Origin of the sequence: Aquibacillus sediminis, assembly GCF_005870085.1 — a bacterium.
GTDB classification, from domain to species: Bacteria; Bacillota; Bacilli; order Bacillales; family Amphibacillaceae; genus Aquibacillus_E; species Aquibacillus_E sediminis.
In genome coordinates this window covers 69,856-86,640 of record NZ_SZNM01000004.1, presented here as the reverse complement: position 1 = coordinate 86,640, position 16,785 = coordinate 69,856, and the positions used below count along the sequence as shown (strand labels likewise).

The 16,785-nt window shown below is 37.7% G+C and carries 15 protein-coding genes; 6 read left to right on the top strand and 9 right to left on the bottom strand.

Features of this window, described 5'->3' with window-relative positions; all coding sequences use genetic code 11:
* Positions 1 to 80 precede the first annotated feature (80 nt).
* Entirely contained in the window at positions 81 to 1,028 is a 948-nt protein-coding gene (locus FCI53_RS05645; protein WP_138416709.1) for an MBL fold metallo-hydrolase, read from the bottom strand.
* A gap of 168 nt (positions 1,029 to 1,196) precedes the next feature.
* Positions 1,197 to 1,664 carry an SRPBCC family protein gene (locus tag FCI53_RS05640; protein ID WP_138416707.1) on the bottom strand — a complete coding sequence of 156 codons (468 nt, stop codon included), beginning with the start codon at positions 1,662 to 1,664 and terminating at the stop codon, positions 1,197 to 1,199.
* Positions 1,665 to 1,941: 277 nt separating this feature from the next.
* Here FCI53_RS05640 and FCI53_RS05635 point away from each other — a divergent pair, with 277 nt between their 5' ends.
* Together FCI53_RS05635 and FCI53_RS05630 are read left to right on the top strand one after the other, a co-directional pair.
* Positions 1,942 to 2,130: a hypothetical protein gene (locus FCI53_RS05635; protein ID WP_138416705.1), complete on the top strand. Its 189-nt coding sequence runs from the start codon at positions 1,942 to 1,944 to the stop codon at positions 2,128 to 2,130.
* Positions 2,127 to 3,623, top strand: coding sequence for a sodium:solute symporter family protein (locus tag FCI53_RS05630; protein ID WP_138416703.1), 1,497 nt, complete (start codon positions 2,127 to 2,129; stop codon positions 3,621 to 3,623). The genes FCI53_RS05635 and FCI53_RS05630 overlap by 4 nt, the downstream gene beginning before the upstream one ends.
* A gap of 38 nt (positions 3,624 to 3,661) precedes the next feature.
* Here the strand turns inward: FCI53_RS05630 and FCI53_RS05625 are convergent, their stop codons facing one another.
* Positions 3,662 to 4,696: a multicopper oxidase domain-containing protein gene (locus FCI53_RS05625; protein WP_138416701.1), complete on the bottom strand. Its 1,035-nt coding sequence runs from the start codon at positions 4,694 to 4,696 to the stop codon at positions 3,662 to 3,664.
* 349 nt (positions 4,697 to 5,045) lie between these two features.
* Here FCI53_RS05625 and FCI53_RS05620 point away from each other — a divergent pair, with 349 nt between their 5' ends.
* The 3 genes from FCI53_RS05620 (at position 5,046) to FCI53_RS05610 (ending at position 8,683) form a co-directional block, all read left to right on the top strand.
* Positions 5,046 to 6,473: a hypothetical protein gene (locus FCI53_RS05620; RefSeq protein WP_138416699.1), complete on the top strand. Its 1,428-nt coding sequence runs from the start codon at positions 5,046 to 5,048 to the stop codon at positions 6,471 to 6,473.
* A 474-nt stretch (positions 6,474 to 6,947) separates the two neighbouring features.
* Positions 6,948 to 8,252: a D-serine ammonia-lyase gene (locus FCI53_RS05615; RefSeq protein ID WP_138417217.1), complete on the top strand. Its 1,305-nt coding sequence runs from the start codon at positions 6,948 to 6,950 to the stop codon at positions 8,250 to 8,252.
* Between the two features lie 137 nt (positions 8,253 to 8,389).
* Positions 8,390 to 8,683, top strand: a complete 294-nt coding sequence (locus FCI53_RS05610) for a hypothetical protein (RefSeq protein WP_138416697.1) — start codon at positions 8,390 to 8,392, stop codon at positions 8,681 to 8,683.
* Between the two features lie 156 nt (positions 8,684 to 8,839).
* Here FCI53_RS05610 and FCI53_RS05605 read toward each other — a convergent pair whose 3' ends face one another.
* From FCI53_RS05605 to FCI53_RS05585, 5 genes are all read right to left on the bottom strand, one after another.
* Positions 8,840 to 9,391: a nitroreductase family protein gene (locus FCI53_RS05605; protein ID WP_138416695.1), complete on the bottom strand. Its 552-nt coding sequence runs from the start codon at positions 9,389 to 9,391 to the stop codon at positions 8,840 to 8,842.
* 379 nt (positions 9,392 to 9,770) lie between these two features.
* A complete protein-coding gene (locus FCI53_RS05600; RefSeq protein WP_138416693.1) occupies positions 9,771 to 11,483 on the bottom strand; it encodes a methyl-accepting chemotaxis protein in 1,713 nt (570 codons plus the stop codon).
* 111 nt (positions 11,484 to 11,594) lie between these two features.
* Positions 11,595 to 12,080: a CBO0543 family protein gene (locus tag FCI53_RS05595; RefSeq protein WP_138416691.1), complete on the bottom strand. Its 486-nt coding sequence runs from the start codon at positions 12,078 to 12,080 to the stop codon at positions 11,595 to 11,597.
* A gap of 32 nt (positions 12,081 to 12,112) precedes the next feature.
* Positions 12,113 to 12,604: a MarR family winged helix-turn-helix transcriptional regulator gene (locus tag FCI53_RS05590; protein ID WP_171038074.1), complete on the bottom strand. Its 492-nt coding sequence runs from the start codon at positions 12,602 to 12,604 to the stop codon at positions 12,113 to 12,115.
* A 258-nt stretch (positions 12,605 to 12,862) separates the two neighbouring features.
* Positions 12,863 to 13,864, bottom strand: a complete 1,002-nt coding sequence (locus FCI53_RS05585) for an LLM class flavin-dependent oxidoreductase (protein WP_138416688.1) — start codon at positions 13,862 to 13,864, stop codon at positions 12,863 to 12,865.
* A gap of 171 nt (positions 13,865 to 14,035) precedes the next feature.
* On the opposite strand from FCI53_RS05585, the gene FCI53_RS05580 reads away from it, so the two are divergent.
* The gene (locus FCI53_RS05580) at positions 14,036 to 15,157 is read left to right on the top strand and encodes an NADH-dependent flavin oxidoreductase (RefSeq protein WP_138416686.1); all 1,122 of its coding nucleotides are present in this window, start codon (positions 14,036 to 14,038) and stop codon (positions 15,155 to 15,157) included.
* A 640-nt stretch (positions 15,158 to 15,797) separates the two neighbouring features.
* Here the strand turns inward: FCI53_RS05580 and FCI53_RS05575 are convergent.
* Entirely contained in the window at positions 15,798 to 16,706 is a 909-nt protein-coding gene (locus tag FCI53_RS05575; RefSeq protein WP_138416684.1) for a cupin domain-containing protein, read from the bottom strand.
* Positions 16,707 to 16,785 lie beyond the last annotated feature (79 nt).

Here is a 16,785-nt window from a genome sequence, read left to right as displayed (position 1 = left end):
ATAATGTAGTGGCTTGATCCTATTTTTGTTTAAAAAACACAAGTCAACGATTACTTTATTGAATATCCCTTAAGTCTTCATCACTTTTTCATTAAATAATCTATTATTCCTTGTGCACAAATATTTGCATCTAGTTTAATATACTGATAGACATCATCATTTGCATGAACCCCTTGTTTTTCTAAAAATTCACGAATGCTTTCTAACAAACCTTCTGTCACTGCAACAGTTAGTTCATTTGCCGTTGCTTGTTCGTTTTCTTTGATTACCTGTTCCCCTACTGCTACAAATTTAGGTAACCAATCCTTTATTTGCTGATAAACAGCACTTGGGTGATCGGATTTACCGAAATGTCCAAAATAGATATGATCGACATTCATCTGTTCGATCCGTTCTAACGACGCCAACATTGCCTCTGGGTCAAATTGATTTGGTGATGTTGATGGAAGCACAAATTCGATTGCCTTTATTTGTGGATACAACACCCCAATCGTATCTCCAGTGAAAATACCATTACTATAAGAATCATGAATGGAAAAATGATGCTTGGCATGCCCTGGTGTGTCATAAAAGGTTAAGGTACGATTTTCTCCTATTTTTAATGTTTCTCCATCAGCCTTTTCTAGCAACCGTTCTTCTGGCACCGGTATAATCGGATCAAATAAAGTACCAAACGTATCCCCATACACTGCTTTTGCCCCTTGGATCAATTTAGTAGGATCAGCCAAATGACGTTTGCCTCTTGGATGAACAATCACCTTAGCATTTGGACACTTTTCTAGTAAAAGTCCAACACCTCCAGCATGATCTAAATGAATGTGTGTCACAATGATGTATGCCACCTGTTCTGGATTTATATGTAATTGCTCTAAACCTTTTAATAAATATGGAATGGATGGGCTTGCACTTGTTTCAATAATCGTTACTTCTTGTTCTGGCAAAATATAAGAACCTGTTCGCTTAGGTAACCGTAAATCCATCACATCAATTAACTGTATATTTTTTCCTAAATCCAATAATTGACTCATCCACTACACTCCTTATTTTATTCGAGACTATGATAATTCAACTATACAGCGCTATCTTTATTTATTCAATATTAAGTGAAAACTTCCATCAACGGAGAGCTTACTAACTTCTAAGGCGGACAAAAGAAAATCAGACATACGGTACCGTATGTCTGATTTTTTAAGTATTTATTTTGCTTTCACTTTAAACACTGAATTTATTTCCGTTACTGTGTCTGCAACTGCTTCGGTTAATTGTTGGACATTTTCTGGGACGAGCTTTTTAAGGATGGGATTTGCCATCGGTTTGATTAGGCCAGAAGCTGTAATGTCAAGGTATCCAGTCATTTTTGTTTTATGATCAGATACAGCTACAGCTTCAAAATAACCATTACCAAACACCTTTTCGTTTAATCCTGTCAAATCAAATGTCACCTTGTTAGGTTCTTGCCACTTGGTGATATCAATTTTTAGGTGGATCGTTTTTTGGAATTTGCCAACATCCCCTTTAAACTTCCATGTTGACTGTCTATCGGTAATAATTTCATGCTCAATATACCCTGGTACTAATGGAGCCCAGCGATCCATATCAGCAACAAAATTCCATATCGTACGGTTTGGAAGTTCTAGTTCAACTGTATGTGTTCCACTTGGCACAAAAACCCCTCCTCATTTAATCCACATCTATATAAACATACGTACATAGACAGAAAATATGCCTAGCAATGCAGGTACAGTTGAAAAGTCTCCTTTTGAAAAACTATATGTTTTTCTTTGTTAAGGAATCCTTTTCAAAATGTGAAATCACCTGTCTTTACAGTTGTTAATTCTTGTGTATAATAGGGATGGAAGTAATTTACTTAAAATCGGTGTAATCTAAACAAACTGCATACTGATTGTTTCTTGACAAAACCTATATTAGGAGGTGATTCATTTGACATCACATGAAAAAAAATTAGGAATAGTTCTTCTTATTATTGTTTTACTAAGCTATATCATCCCTTATATGATGCTTTCGCATGTTGCGTCATGGTACGGGAGTTTCTTGTTTTGGTCAATAGCAGCAATTGTCATTATAATAATTAATTATTTATTAACGAGGGATTGGGGGGATAACGAGTGAGCACAACCATGGTTTGGACAATTATTAGTATATATATCGTAATCGCATTAGTGATTGCCTATCTATCAAGAAGTGGAAAACAGACAAATATGGCTAGTTATTTTCTTGGAGATCGAAAATTAAATGGATTTGTATCAGCACTGAGCTATAGTGCCACTACATATAGTGCTTTTATGTTAGTTGGCTTAGCCGGTTTAACTTATAATGGCGGTGTCGGTGCATTTGGTTTTGAAATTATTTATTTTATGGGTGTATCCTTAGTCGCTTTGTTTGGACCACGATTTTGGTTAGTTGGAAAAAAATACGGCTATGTCACGCCATCTGAAATGTTGGGGGATCGATATAACAGCAAAGCAGTTGCAATTGTTGTATCGATTTCTAGTTGCGTGTTCTTGATACCGTACAGTGCTGTTCAACTTGCTGGGGTTGGGTATCTATTACAAGGAGTTACGAATGATGCAATCCCGTTTACAACTGGGGTGATCATTGCAACCGTGCTTGCGATCGTATTCTCCTATATTGCAGGAATGCGCTCTGTTGCATGGACAGATTCTCTACAATCCTTGATGATGGTACTAACCTCAACAGTAGTTGTCATTCTTATCATCCGTGGATTAGGAGGACTTGGAGGCTTTTTTGGGGCTTTAGAGACGAACCAACCCGAATCATTAACCGTACCAGGAAATGGGTTCTTTAGCTTTACTTCCTTTCTAAGCTTAACGATCCCTTGGTTTTTCTTTAGTATTTCGAATCCACAAGTTAGTCAACGCTTGTTTATGCCTGCATCATTGAAGAGTCTAAGACAAATGTTAATGGGATTCTTAATTTTTGGTTTTATTTATACCGTTGTTTCAGTTGTATGGGGATTTTCAGCATCTATTATGTTTCCAGGACTTGAAAACGCAGACCTTGCTACACCGAAATTATTGTCATCTGAACTAGTCCCACCTATTTTAGGTGCGATTGTCATGGTGGGGATTATGGCAGCTGCAATCTCCACGATCGATTCGATTTTACTAACATTATCATCTCTATTTGCACGAGATGTATATGGAAACATTAAAAAAGGTTCAAACGATCGAAAACAATTAACTGTAGGTAAAGTGATCATTCCAATCATTGCCGTTCTTTCTTATCTGTTTGCACAATTAGAGTTAGATTTAATTGCAGTTTTATCTGTATCTGCTTCGGCGGGATTGATTGTCGTTGTTCCGTCCATTATTGGGGCATTTTTCTGGCGACGAGGAACCGCACCAGCTGTGTGGGCGAGCGTGAGCATCAGTGGGGTAATGGTTATCTTATTAGAATTCACCCAAACGACTCCTTTAGGACTTGGATCAGGAATTTGGGGAATCCTCCTAGCATCACTTCTATTTGTCAGTGTTAGTTTTGCTACGACAGCTCCTAAACAAAAAGCAAATGAATTTTTAAACTATCTTAAGACAGAAATGAATACCTTAAAGAAAAGCAAGTCAAAACGTAACGTATCATAGAATTGGATTGGGGACAGATAAATCTGTCCCCTCCTTCACTAATTTTCTGTAACGTTTAGCAAAGCAGCAGCTCCCTTTTCTACATGGTTAAACTGATGAGTAACCATTTTGTACATACCCTCTTCCTTCACAGTAAATTCTACAACCGCTCCCCCACTTGCTGGTAAGATGACTGTTTGGAGACCTTTCATGCGATTCGCAGGATTCCCATCGATATATACATCATCAAAAATAGTTCCAACCACATGAAATGAACTAATTTCATTTGGTCCTACATTATTCACATAAAGCCTCACTTTGTCACCAACATTTGCTTCAAGTGGCTTTTCTTTAATCGCACCTACGACTCCGTTCGTATTAAGCTGTCCTTCTTCCATAGCTTTCGTTGAAAAGACAACCTGCGAAGGTTCACCGTTTGTCATATCGTCTAAATCATTATATTTATACCATTCATTTTGGATCAACACATGTTCCTTATCGATTTCATCATCTGTAGGATAACCATCGGTTGGTCTTACAATAATCGTTCCATGCATTCCATTGGCGATATGAGCTAAAACAGAAGAAGTTCCACAGTGATACATGAAAACACCTGGTGAAGCTGCTTCATAAACAAATGTCTCCTCTTCATCTGGCATCACATCAGCAAATTTTTTGTCTGGGGCTGCATGGACTGCATGAAAATCCATACTATGGGGAATCGCAGGGTCGATATTCTTTAATGTAAAATGTATCGTATCTCCTTGATCCACAACAACAAGCGGTCCAGGTGCTTCTCCATTAAACGTCCAAGCTTTATACATTTGCCCCTCTTCCACCTCTATATCAGTGATTTGCGAAGTCATTTCTACATAGACGTCATTACCGTCACGTTCGATTTGAATTGGGATAGGTTCTTGGTTTAATCCCTGGTGGGCCTCAATCACTTCATTTTCCTCTGCATGAACTGTATTCTTTGGAGTGGAGGTTTCTGTTTCGTTTGGTTGATTCTTTTCATTATTACAAGCAGATAAAATCAGTGTCACCATTACAACTAACATAACTTTTAAAAACACATATTTTGTCCTCTTCATAACATTCACCTCATCCTTTTTTTGCGAACATATTTTAAATCAGGTTGTTTCACTGTTATCATATTTTGGGTAAGCGTTTACAATAGTGATTCAAATCACTTTATTTCTTTTGTTTTTGAACAACTCATGACACTGATAAAAAAAGCGCAGTAGATCGCCAATTGTTTACCCCCTTCAAAAAAGGCGATTTTATGACTATTCCGACACTGGATTTTGTCAGTTGTTAATTGCCAGTTACTACATCCGCTAAGTTCGCAATCATTTTATTACCCCTCTTACACACCAGCCTATCATTCGACATACAATAGCAATTGAATTCCACACTCTCTTAAAAAAGGAGAATGAAGAGATGGAACTAGGCTTAGCACATTGGTTGTATCTTACAGGAACGATCCTGATTATTTTAACGATGCTATTCAGACAAAATGTTGTCGTACCAGCATTAGTCATGAGCTTTTTTGTTGGATGGGCATTTACTGATTCATTTATCGCAGGCATTCAGGTTATGTTTAACGCAAATTTAACTGCTGCAACGGAGCTTTTTAATATCTTTTTAATTATTGCGATTATGACTTCACTATTACGTTCAATTAAATCGATTGGCGCGGACGAATTAATGGTGATGCCCTTTCAAAAAGTAATGAAAAATGGACATATTGCCTTTTGGGTTCTTGTTGTTATTACCTACTTTTTATCGCTATTCTTTTGGCCAGCACCTGCTGTTCCACTTATTGGTGCACTGCTCATTCCTGTTGCGATTCGGGCGGGTTTACCGCCAATTGGAACAGCTTTGGCAATCTCACTTGCAGGGCATGGGATGGCACTATCGTCAGACTTCATTTTAAAGGTTGCACCAGAGTTAACAGCATCTAGTAGCAGCGTGTTAACAGCTAGTGCAATTGGTGAGCAAACGTTAATATTATCACTGATTGCAGGTGCTATTTCCCTTGTCATTGCTTATCTAACAATACGAAAATCAATTAAACAACCGGCAGCTAAAAACTTAACAGACTGGGAAAACAGTGGTTCCGATGACATGAAATTAAATACAGAGAAAACAGATGTACGAACAGGTAAATTCAGCCCTATCTTTGCGATTCTTGTACCGACCATTTTTGCGACCATTGTTGCTTATGTGGTCATTGCTACCTTCTCAAATCTCGTGCCGTCGATAGAAGATGGAGCAGGCTCTTCTTTAGTCGGTGGAACAGCGTTAATTCTTATCATGATTATTTCGGTCTTCCGAAACTATCGTAAAACACTGCAAGAAGTCAGCGATCATATCGTCAATGGATTTGTGTTTGCTTTTAAAGTGATGGGGCTAGTCATTCCGGTTGCAAGTTTCTTCTTCATTGGTAGTGGCGAATTAGCAGGACAAATCTTTGGAACTGACCCTGATCACACCCCAGCATTTCTATTTGATTTAGTGAAAGCAAGTGAATCGTTTATCCCTAACAATGCTTTTATTACGGCTTTTGGTGTGTTACTACTTGGCATGGTTTCCGGGCTTGATGGTTCAGGGTTCTCTGCTTTACCCTTGATCGGTTCGTTATCAGAAGCCCTAGCAAATTCCACTAGTATAGACCCTGTTACACTTGCATCGATCGGGCAAATTGGTGCCATTTGGGTTGGTGGCGGTACATTAGTCGCTTGGTCACCAATTATTGCGATTGCTGGTTTTGCTAAAATTTCCGTCCTTGACCTCGTTCGTAGAAGTTTCATACCTGTCGTTATCGGTCTAGTCATCACTACTGTTTGTGCATTGTTGCTATTTTAAACCTAAAAACCCCGGCACATTCTCATTTGGAGGGTGCCGGTTTTTAGAAATAACTTCTATATGTGATTCGCACCTGTAAGATGTTGCACAGAAGCTCTATGTGCGGATTATACTGTTAACCACCAAACGATTATGGTGAACTAGAGTTATGACGCTCCGATTATGTAAGAAAAGCCCTTTAATATACGTTATCTAGTGTAAATTTTCCTCGACCATGTAAGAAAAAACATTCTACTATCTACCCACTCCAGTACATTGGAAATACGAACAGCCTATCTTATTTAGGAAAAAACAAAATCTTTGCAGTAAACAGCTTTAAAAATGATATTGTTCAATTTACAAAAACCGTATTTAAAATTTATGTTTGTAAATGACCAAGCCCCCTCTTTACAAGTCATCCTACTCCCTTCACAATAAAGATAAAAGGTGGTGCATGAACAGGTGAACACAAACTTGAAGCCGCTTCAGAAAGAGATGGCACAATGGGTGTCTGACTACCCAATTTTGAAAGAGATTCTCTCCTATCATCAAGTGACATGGGCGAATCCTCATACAACCGTTGAAAGTTTACATGATATACCAGTAAAACAAGACGATATAACGGATGCTATGGCCAGGTGGGAACGATTTGCCCCTTTTTTAAGCACCATTTCTCAAGACGTTAAAAAGACAGCTGGGAAAATTGATTCATCATTAAAAGAAATTGCAAAAATGAAAACAGCACTGATCCACCATTATAAACAAGATTTTCCTGGTCGACTTTTTCTAAAATGTGACCACTTCCTTCCTTTGACTGGTTCGATTAAAGCTAGAGGTGGCATATATGAAATATTGAAATTCGCCGAAACAATAGCCATTGAACATGAGCTTTTGACCAAACATGACAATTACCAAGTCTTAAACGAAGCTCGATTCAAAGATTTATTTAGTAAGTACACGATAGGTGTTGGTTCAACCGGAAATCTTGCACTTAGTATAGGATACATAAGTGCAAAAATAGGCTTTCGTGTAAATGTCTACATGTCAAAGGATGCAAAACAATGGAAAAAAGACTCACTTCGCAAACAGGGAGTGAATGTCGTTGAATCTGCCGGGGATTATAATGAAGCAGTTGCCGAAGGAAGGAAATTGACAAACCAAGATCCGAATGGTTACTTTGTTGATGATGAAAATTCTATCGATCTATTCTTAGGTTACAGTACAGCTGCTTTACAACTAAAGGAACAATTAACTGAACAAGGGATTCGTGTTGATGAGGAAAACCCGTTATATGTGTATTTACCGTGTGGTGTTGGTGGAGCTCCCGGTGGGATTACGTTTGGATTAAAATCAGTATTCGGTCCGCATGTTCATTGTTATTTTGCCGAACCAACCCATGCACCATCCATGTTATTAGGTTTATTAACAGGTGCCCATCATCAAGTACATGTCAACGATTTTGGAATTGACGGTATCACAGCAGCAGACGGTCTCGCAGTTGGTAGAGCGTCCCGATTCGCTTCAAACGTAGCCGATCACCTTGTCGATGGTATTTACACTATTGAAGATAAAGAGTTATACAAACTAGTTGCACTATTAACTAAAAGTGGTTTAGATGATAGGCTTGAACTTTCCGCTTCCGCTTCATTACTTGGACCTACTATGTTACCTAAAACAGTGGAGCTTTCTGATCAAGCCACCCATATCGCTTGGTCAACTGGAGGCGGGATTGTACCTGCTAACTATTTCTTTGAGGACCTACAAAAAGGAAAAAAATACTTGTCCATTGAAAACACTTAACCGCATTTACTAAACACAAACCAGGATACTGTCCAACAAAGACAGTTTACCTGGTTTTTCAAATTTGTTTAAATTCTTGTGCAAACACATACACATGAATGTTTTGGCATGCTATACTTACACAGGGTGATGAAAACATGATACAAATCGATGGGGTAACCGATATTTATTTTAATAGTCAAAACACATTTATTTCTGATATAAACTATCATTTCAAACGCAATTTTAAGCAGTATCAAATCCTTGAACATCAGAGCCATTGTGATCAACATCAAATGAAAATCAAGTTTTCGCTTCGCATGCAAGAAAAATATCAATGTAAAACATTACTTGATTATAATAGTTATGCCTATGATGAACTGAAGAAAAGGTTGCCTTCTAAAGTTAAAACGACTTATATACAAACGATTTCAATCAATCCTGTTGCATAAAGATCCGTTCGTAAAATAAAACTGGAACATTGTAAACAGACTTTGATACTGGTAATGCGTTAACGCTAACCTTCACTATACTGACTACTTTATTAGTCACTAAACAAAATACAATAACATAAGAATGGGGCCTATTATGTTTAGCCCCTTGTCGATTTAGGAGTAAACGGTAAATTTTTCCTTTATCGGGGTACGTGGTTTCGATTCTGGTTGATGTTCGAAATAACCTAGATGTAAAAATCCGATAATTTTCTCATCCGATTCTAAGTCTAGAAGCTGATGTACGTTCGTGTCATAAATATGTGGATTCGTCTTCCAAACAACCCCTAATTCTTGTTCCCAAGCGAGTAATTGGAAATTTTGAATGAGTGAGCTAACCGCCCCAAAGTTTTCTTCCCATTTTTTCGGTATAGATTCTTCCTTCATCACCACTATGAGAAATGCTGCTGGTTTACTCAAATATTCCCTTCGATTATCATGCATATTTTCTGGGTACGTTTGCACGATATCTTCAACAAACTTTTCCTTTTTATCTGTAGGAACAAAAATAAACCGCCATGGTTCTCTCACTCCATGATTTGGAGCCCATTTTGCATCATTTAATAATTCAATGATAAGTTCCTGTGACACAGGTTTATCTAAATAGCCATCCTTAATTGATCGTCGCTCACGGATCACTTTAGCTACGGGAGTAGTTATTTTTTTCATCCTAATTCTCCTCGCTTTCTTACAACTTTATGGGTTTTATATTTATTTAACGTAATAGATATATATTAGTTGGAGTCAATCCTAGTATTTAGCTAACAAATGAACTTTTAACACGTAATGGCCTACCTTATCCTAGTTTGAACGCATTATTATTTCTTAGTAATGACTTTTGTTAAAAATGATAATCATTCTCATATAGATTATTTATAGATTACTATCCTTTGAAAAAGCTGTCAAGTTAGTTATTAAAATTTTCAGTATTTATTGTGAAAGCAAGTTTACTATTCATATAGCTTCTGAGTAACAACAATCTTTTAATAAATCCTACAGGAGACAAAAAATCAAGGTCCACTTCTCTAAGAAGTGGACCTTGCATGGATCACTTTAATTGGAAATAATTAATTATTTGTTTTAATTCCTCAGTCATACTTGATAGTTTTTTCATCGACTGATAAATTTCTTCGGTCGATGCACTTTGTTGTTCTGTTGCACTCGCCATTTCCTGTGTTTGACTATCGGTTGTTTCCGAAATAATATTAATTTCGGCAAACGCATCGGTAACAGATTGTACTTCCTGGTTTATCCCTTTCACCCAATCCGTCATATCATTCAGTTGTTTTTCTACCTCCCCTACCGATTGGTGAATTTGTTCAAATGAGTTTCCTGCTTCTTTCACAGACGAAACACCATCCTTGATTACTTCTTCGGTTGTTTCCATAACTTGAACCGCTTGTGCTGTCTCGTTTTGGACTTCATGAATGAGTTGATCGATCTCAGATGCAGCTTGTCCTGATTGTTCTGCTAATTTACGCACTTCTTCTGCTACTACAGCAAATCCTTTACCATGTTCACCTGCTCGCGCTGCTTCGATGGATGCATTTAAAGCAAGTAAATTGGTTTGATCTGTCACATCTTGAATCATAGAAATAATTCGGCCAATCTCACTCGAACGATTGTTCAAAGAACCTACCACATTGGCCATTTCTGATGCTTGATTTCCTACTTGATTCATATAAGTGACCGATTTCGAGATTACCTCTTCCCCTTGATTGGCAATGTCTGTTGCATGTTTCGCTTTGTCATTGATCACCATTATTGTACTTTCCATTTCATTCATCTCATTAGAGATTTTTGTTGTTGTTTGGGTCGATGACGTTAATTTTCCTGTTTGGCTTTGAGTTCCTGCAGCTATTTCTTGAATCGCAGTCTCCATCTCCGTATTTACTTGCTTACTTTCTTCTGTATGGACCGTTACATCACGGCTAGTGGAACTAACTTCATCCGTGTGTTTCCGGACGTTTTCTAACGTTTCCCTTAACTTCTCAATCATCGCATGAAAATTATTAGATAATTGTCCCATTTCATCATTTGATTTCACTTTAACCTGTTCCACCGTAAAATCTCCGTTTGCAACTTTATGAACACGTTCGTTCATATCAGCTACTGGTTGAATCAACCTTGGGTTAATCACCTTCTTAACAAAGATAAATGCAAACAATCCAGTTAAAAATGGTAAGAAAATGAGTGCTAATACAGTTGGTTTCATCATTTCCCATGTTCTTTCTGTTATGATAGATTCCTCAAAATCAATTGCATTAATGGCAATGATTTCTTTTGATGGATCATGATCCTCATAAATCGGAGCATATCCTGTCATGACCACTTGATCACCTGCTTGATAAAGATCGGTATATTGTGCTTCCCCTGTTTCTAACACACTTTGCAAAATCGCCTCATTATGTGGGTATTCCTCGCCAGAACTAGCATTCGTATTCTGATCAGGAATAAACATGGATCCATCTGTATGTAGGACGTAATGCCTTTCAAAAATAGATTTTTTTGAAATGGTCCAATCAATTGTCTCACTTAATTCTGACACAGCTGTCCCGTTTCCGTTTAAAGCGCTTTCCAAATTTTCTGGATTAATAATACCGGTTGTGATATTGGCACACCCTATTAACTCCATTCCAGCTGCGGTTTTAACATTTTTCTCTGTTGATTGCTGATTAATTGTGTACAAGATCCCCATAAAAACTAAGATAACAATAGAAAAAAATAAAATAAATGTAGTTGTAAATCCTTTTTTCTTCACATAACTCCCCCTCTTTTCTTCTCTCTCTATCTTCAGTCAAAATGATTCGACTAAACGATACATAATTCGAGTATATGTGGCAAATGAGTAAAATTCAACCAAAAATGTCAATTAGACTTTATCATTAACAACTTGTACCTTTTTAAAAAACCATCGGTAAAACAAATGCGAGGAGTAATACGTCATACTAATCGTGATAAAACTCCAATACCATTTCCATTTCACATATTTAATTAAATTCGTATACCGCATCGCCAAGATTTCTGAGATCGTGATAAACCCAGCATGGCAAACATAATAGAGAAGTTTGACAGCTCGATGTTTATATGTTGGGTAATACAAATTAAAGACGACGCACATGGAAGGATAGATGAAATATTCGAATGAAAAACTTGATTTGTTGGCCTTCTTAAAGAATCGAACAGGGTATTTAATCAACCCTTTTTCAGAAACTAATAAGCCAAAAAGCCAGGTTATTGCTTGTTTAAACAAAAATGCTACTACTGCGTGTCGTACTTTAGATTTAGGTACTAAAATGACAAGAAGACACGCCGTGATTGTCCAAATTATTAATAGGATGCCTTTATTCCTAGACATAAAACCACCTTTTCATCCTCATAACTTGTTATCTAAGCAAGATCAGATTCTTTAATGTGTGCATTTATTACCTTGGATCGATACTCTTCTCCCTTATGTACATCTAATAATTTTTGACCAGTTTGTATAAAAGCTTTGATTTGTTGTTCAGACAGACTTTCTAATTCAAATGGAACTTGATCCATCTGTCTAAAGGATCGATGTATTTGGCGAAGTACATCTTTCCCATCATCTGTCATTGAAACCAGTTTAAACCGTGATTTATTAGGATGATTGTTCACCTCAACAATCCCTCTACTTTGTAGAGTTTTCACTAACCTTGTAACGGTTGACACATGCCAACAGCCTAGTTTCCCGATTTCTGTAGGCGTCAGTGCATTTTCATTTGTTGATAATAAAAAAAGCAAATGCTGTTGTGCCGTGGAAAGTTCTACGGCTTTACCAATTTCCCCCCATCGATTTTCCACACAAAAGTACAGTGCTCTTATCATCAATGTTAATTCCTGTCTGATCTTAACATCCATATGAACCCTCCTCACTTGTAAGTACAATTGCATATACAATTGCTAGGATTAACAAGGATTAAGCAACTTATACATCCAAGTATTTAAATAAATGTTACGAGGACATTGTACTGGATATAATTAAGAACAGACGTCCAACATCCTAGTCGGTACTGAACGCTACATTATAAAAAGGCTAGGACAAAGATATATGTCCCAGCCTCTTTCTTCAATTTATTGATTGTATCGAGAAATCATCTTTTGTTTTCAGAAAAAATTTTACTTCCCATCCACAACGTCTTTTAATATTTGATAGGAACGTTTTTGTTTAGCGGGATCATAAATGTAAGATACTGCCATCAATTCGTCCACATTATACTTTTCTTGGAAGCTTGTTAATTGCTCACGGATGGAATCTTTGCTTCCTTGCAAGGTTACACTCGACATTGATTGTGCAGCCATTTTTTCTTGTAAGCCCCATAGCTGATCCATATCTTCTACCGGCGGACTTAACGGTGTTTGTGATCCACGGACAACATTTAGGAAAAATTGCTGCATGGTTGTTGATTCTAAATCAGCCTCTTCATCTGTTTCTGCCGCGATCACATTTAAACAAACCATCATATACGGTTTATCTAAATACTGAGAAGGTTGGAATTCTCGACGGTAAATCGAGATCGCATCCTCCATATAGCGCGGTGCAAAGTGCGAAGCGAATACATATGGTAAGCCTAATTTCGCTGCTAAATGCGCGGAGTCTGGAGACGATCCTAAAATATAAATTGGTATTTCTGTCCCAACACCAGGATATGCTTTTACAAAACTTTGATCTTCTTCGGGTCCGAAGTATGTTAGTAATGTTTGAACATCTTGTGGGAATGTATTTACCGTATCACTTTTCGAACGTCTTAATGCACTTGCTGTTAATTGATCCGTTCCAGGTGCACGGCCTAAACCTAAGTCAAGTCGATCGGGATATATGGTCGCCATTGTGCCGAACTGTTCAGCAACTACTAATGGTGCATGGTTTGGAAGCATTACCCCTCCAGAACCTACTCGAATATGGTTCGTGTGTTCGAGTGTATGTTTTATTAATAGTGAGGTCGCCGAGCTGACTAATGTTGGTGTGTTATGATGCTCCGCGATCCAATAGCGGGTATAACCCATCTCTTCAGTCGCTTGCGCTAAATCAACCATTGCGTCAATTGCGTCTTTTGGTCCTTGCCCTTGTCGAATTGGTGCCAAATTTAATACTGACACAGGTATATTTATATTTGTCATTTTTGCATTATCCTTTCTTGCTGAAGTTACAATACTATAGTATCAACTTGCGCAAACAAAACAAACATAAATGCTTATGCATGCATTGTTAGCTATCGGTGAGCAAAAATATGTACAATGTTTTTTCAATTAGGTATGATGACTACTGTTAAAAAAGGAGGTTAACACAACATGACGAACAATCAAGCCTTATTTTCTTCATATACATTTTCAAACGGTGTTACGTTAAAGAATCGAATGGTGATGGCACCGATGACCAACTTTTCATCAAATCCAGATGGTACTGTAAGTGATGCTGAATTAGCTTATTACGCTAGACGTTCTGCTGGTGTCAGCATGGTGATCACTGCTTGTGCGTATGTAACAGCAAATGGAAAAGGATTTCCTGGTGAATTTGGTGCTGATACTGATGAGATGATTCCTAGCTTAACTAGATTAGCTACTACCATTAAAGAACAAGGTGCTAAAGCTATCTTACAAATCTTTCATGGTGGTAGAATGTGTCCACCAGATCAAATTCCTAACGGGGAAGTCGTGAGTGCTAGTAATGTACCTGCAGAGCAAGATGGAAGCACAGTTCCAAGAGCCTTAACGGAGTCAGAAGTTAACGATATTATAGTTGCTTTTGGTGAAACAACACGTAGAGCCATTGAGGCTGGTTTCGACGGGGTAGAAATACATGGAGCAAACGGCTACTTAATCCAACAGTTTTTCTCTCCACATTCCAACCGACGAGAAGATCGTTTTGGAGGTAGTCTGGAAAATCGGATGACTTTCCCTCTTGCAATTGTCGATGAAGTAAAACGAGTCGCGGATAAACACGGTCACGATGAGTTTATTGTTGGCTATCGTTTTTCACCAGAGGAACCAGAAACACCAGGCATAACGATGGACGAGACACTTTCCCTAGTTGATACACTTGCTGATAAAGGGTTAGATTATTTACACGTGTCACTGAGCGACTTTTACGCAAAACCTAGACGGGGAGTAGAGAATACTGAAAAAACCCGTATCGAATACTTAATGGAAACAATTAACAACCGTGTACCTTTAATTGGAGTAGGTTCGATTTATACTGCGGATGATGCACACCAAGCATTTGCAACAGGCATCCCCCTACTTGCGCTAGGTCGTGAGTTAATTATTGATCCAGACTGGGTACAAAAAGTAGCAGAAGGAAAAGATGACGAAATTGTTACCGAACTAGATAAAACAAAACAACAACAACTCGTTGTCCCTGATCCATTATGGAACATCATTACCAGTACACCAGGATGGTTTCCGGGGATATAATTCATAAGTTTGTTGGTAGTGCACATAATTTGTATTATGTGCACTATCATTTATAATAGTTTTTTGATTGATGCTTAGTCGAGATAATGTGTATTTAGAAATTTTGTCGATAGGATGGCATTTATAGCTTTTTCTTGCATGATCCAGCGTTTTTTCTATAGATCCTGCTTATTTATGGCTTTTTCTCGCATGATCCAGCATTTTTTCTCTAGATCCTGCTTATTTACGGCTTTTTCTCGCATGATCCAGCGTTTTTTCTCTAGATCCTGCTTATTTATAGCTTTTTCTCACATGATCCAGCGTTTTTTCTCTAGATTCTGCTTATTTACGGCTTTTTCTCGCATGATCCAGCCGCTTCTTCTCTAGATTCTGCTTATTTACGGCTTTTTCTCGCATGATCCAGCCGCTTCTTCTCTAGATTTGCTTATTTATGGCTTTTTCTTGCATGATCCAGCGCTTCTTCTCTAGATCCTGCTTATTTACAGCTTTTTCTTACATGATCCAGCACTTTTTCGATGGATCCTGCTTATTTACGGCTTTTCCTCGAATTATCCAGCACTAACAAGAAAAATTTTACGGGATACCCCTTAATAAGAAAAGCATGTTATATGGCTCAATGCCACTAACATGCTTTTCTTACTTAATGGTCGTGATGTTCTTCCGCCTCCATCGCAATCTCTTTAGTTTCATGAACCGTTCCAAATGGATGTTCAGGTGGCGCATAAATGGAGTACAGTTTTAACGGAACATCACCTACATTGGTTAAATTATGCCATTTACCTGCAGGTACCATAATCGCATCATCATCTTCTACATGTTTTTCAAAATCTAATTGATCTTGTTGATCTCCCATCTGCACTTTCCCTTTTCCTTGTTCAATTCTTAAGAATTGATCTACATCAGAATGTAATTCTAAGCCAATGTCCTCCCCTACACCAATGCTCATCAAGGTTACTTGTAAATGATCTCCTGTCCATAGTGCCGTACGAAAGTTTTTATTCTGTTTAGTTGCTTTTTCTATATTAACTACAAATGGTTGTTTCCCATAATCTGTTAATTCTAGAACATCTTGATTTAACTTTTCGGCTCGTGTCATATGCTCATTAGCTTTGTCTGTTATTTGTAAAAATATATCTCGAACCATCGGGTATTGGGAACGCATGCAATGATTTTGATAGACTTCATTCATCTCTTGTTCTAGTTTACATACATCTTGCAATCCTTGTTTATACGTTTGGTATGCTCGTTGTTCATATTGATAGACAGGTTGACGTCCTGTCAGTGTTATATACGCTTCTGTTAATTGTTGTAAGTGTAATTGCTTATCTTGTAACGTTGTTTTTAATTCTTCCTGATGTTCTTCATTTGGGGCTATTGCTACTAATCTACTATAAGAGTCAAACGCAGATGCTTGATGCTGTAATCCAATCAAAAGTTCTTCGATTAATTGTTGCGTAGTGTCATGCCCACCTCTTGGTATAAATGGTGGTGGATACATGGATTGCCCGGCATAATAAGGTTGTTGATACATATTTGGATCGTAGTACATGATAAATCCTTCCTTTCTAGTTTCCTATAGACCTATCATATGCCTACAACTTTAAAGTGTAAGTGGAATACCAAGCCCA

Excerpts from the sequence above, each read along its gene's own strand:
- FCI53_RS05645 (WP_138416709.1), bottom strand. The coding sequence starts at position 1,028 with ATGAGTCAATTATTGGATTTAGGAAAAAATATACAGTTAATTGATGTG.
- FCI53_RS05625 (WP_138416701.1), bottom strand. The coding sequence starts at position 4,696 with ATGAAGAGGACAAAATATGTGTTTTTAAAAGTTATGTTAGTTGTAATG.
- FCI53_RS05620 (WP_138416699.1), top strand. The coding sequence starts at position 5,046 with ATGGAACTAGGCTTAGCACATTGGTTGTATCTTACAGGAACGATCCTG.
- FCI53_RS05615 (WP_138417217.1), top strand. The coding sequence starts at position 6,948 with ATGGCACAATGGGTGTCTGACTACCCAATTTTGAAAGAGATTCTCTCC.
- FCI53_RS05610 (WP_138416697.1), top strand. The coding sequence starts at position 8,390 with ATGATACAAATCGATGGGGTAACCGATATTTATTTTAATAGTCAAAAC.
- FCI53_RS05605 (WP_138416695.1), bottom strand. The coding sequence starts at position 9,391 with ATGAAAAAAATAACTACTCCCGTAGCTAAAGTGATCCGTGAGCGACGA.
- FCI53_RS05595 (WP_138416691.1), bottom strand. The coding sequence starts at position 12,080 with ATGTCTAGGAATAAAGGCATCCTATTAATAATTTGGACAATCACGGCG.
- FCI53_RS05590 (WP_171038074.1), bottom strand. The coding sequence starts at position 12,604 with ATGGATGTTAAGATCAGACAGGAATTAACATTGATGATAAGAGCACTG.
- FCI53_RS05585 (WP_138416688.1), bottom strand. The coding sequence starts at position 13,864 with ATGACAAATATAAATATACCTGTGTCAGTATTAAATTTGGCACCAATT.
- FCI53_RS05580 (WP_138416686.1), top strand. The coding sequence starts at position 14,036 with ATGACGAACAATCAAGCCTTATTTTCTTCATATACATTTTCAAACGGT.
- FCI53_RS05575 (WP_138416684.1), bottom strand. The coding sequence starts at position 16,706 with ATGTACTACGATCCAAATATGTATCAACAACCTTATTATGCCGGGCAA.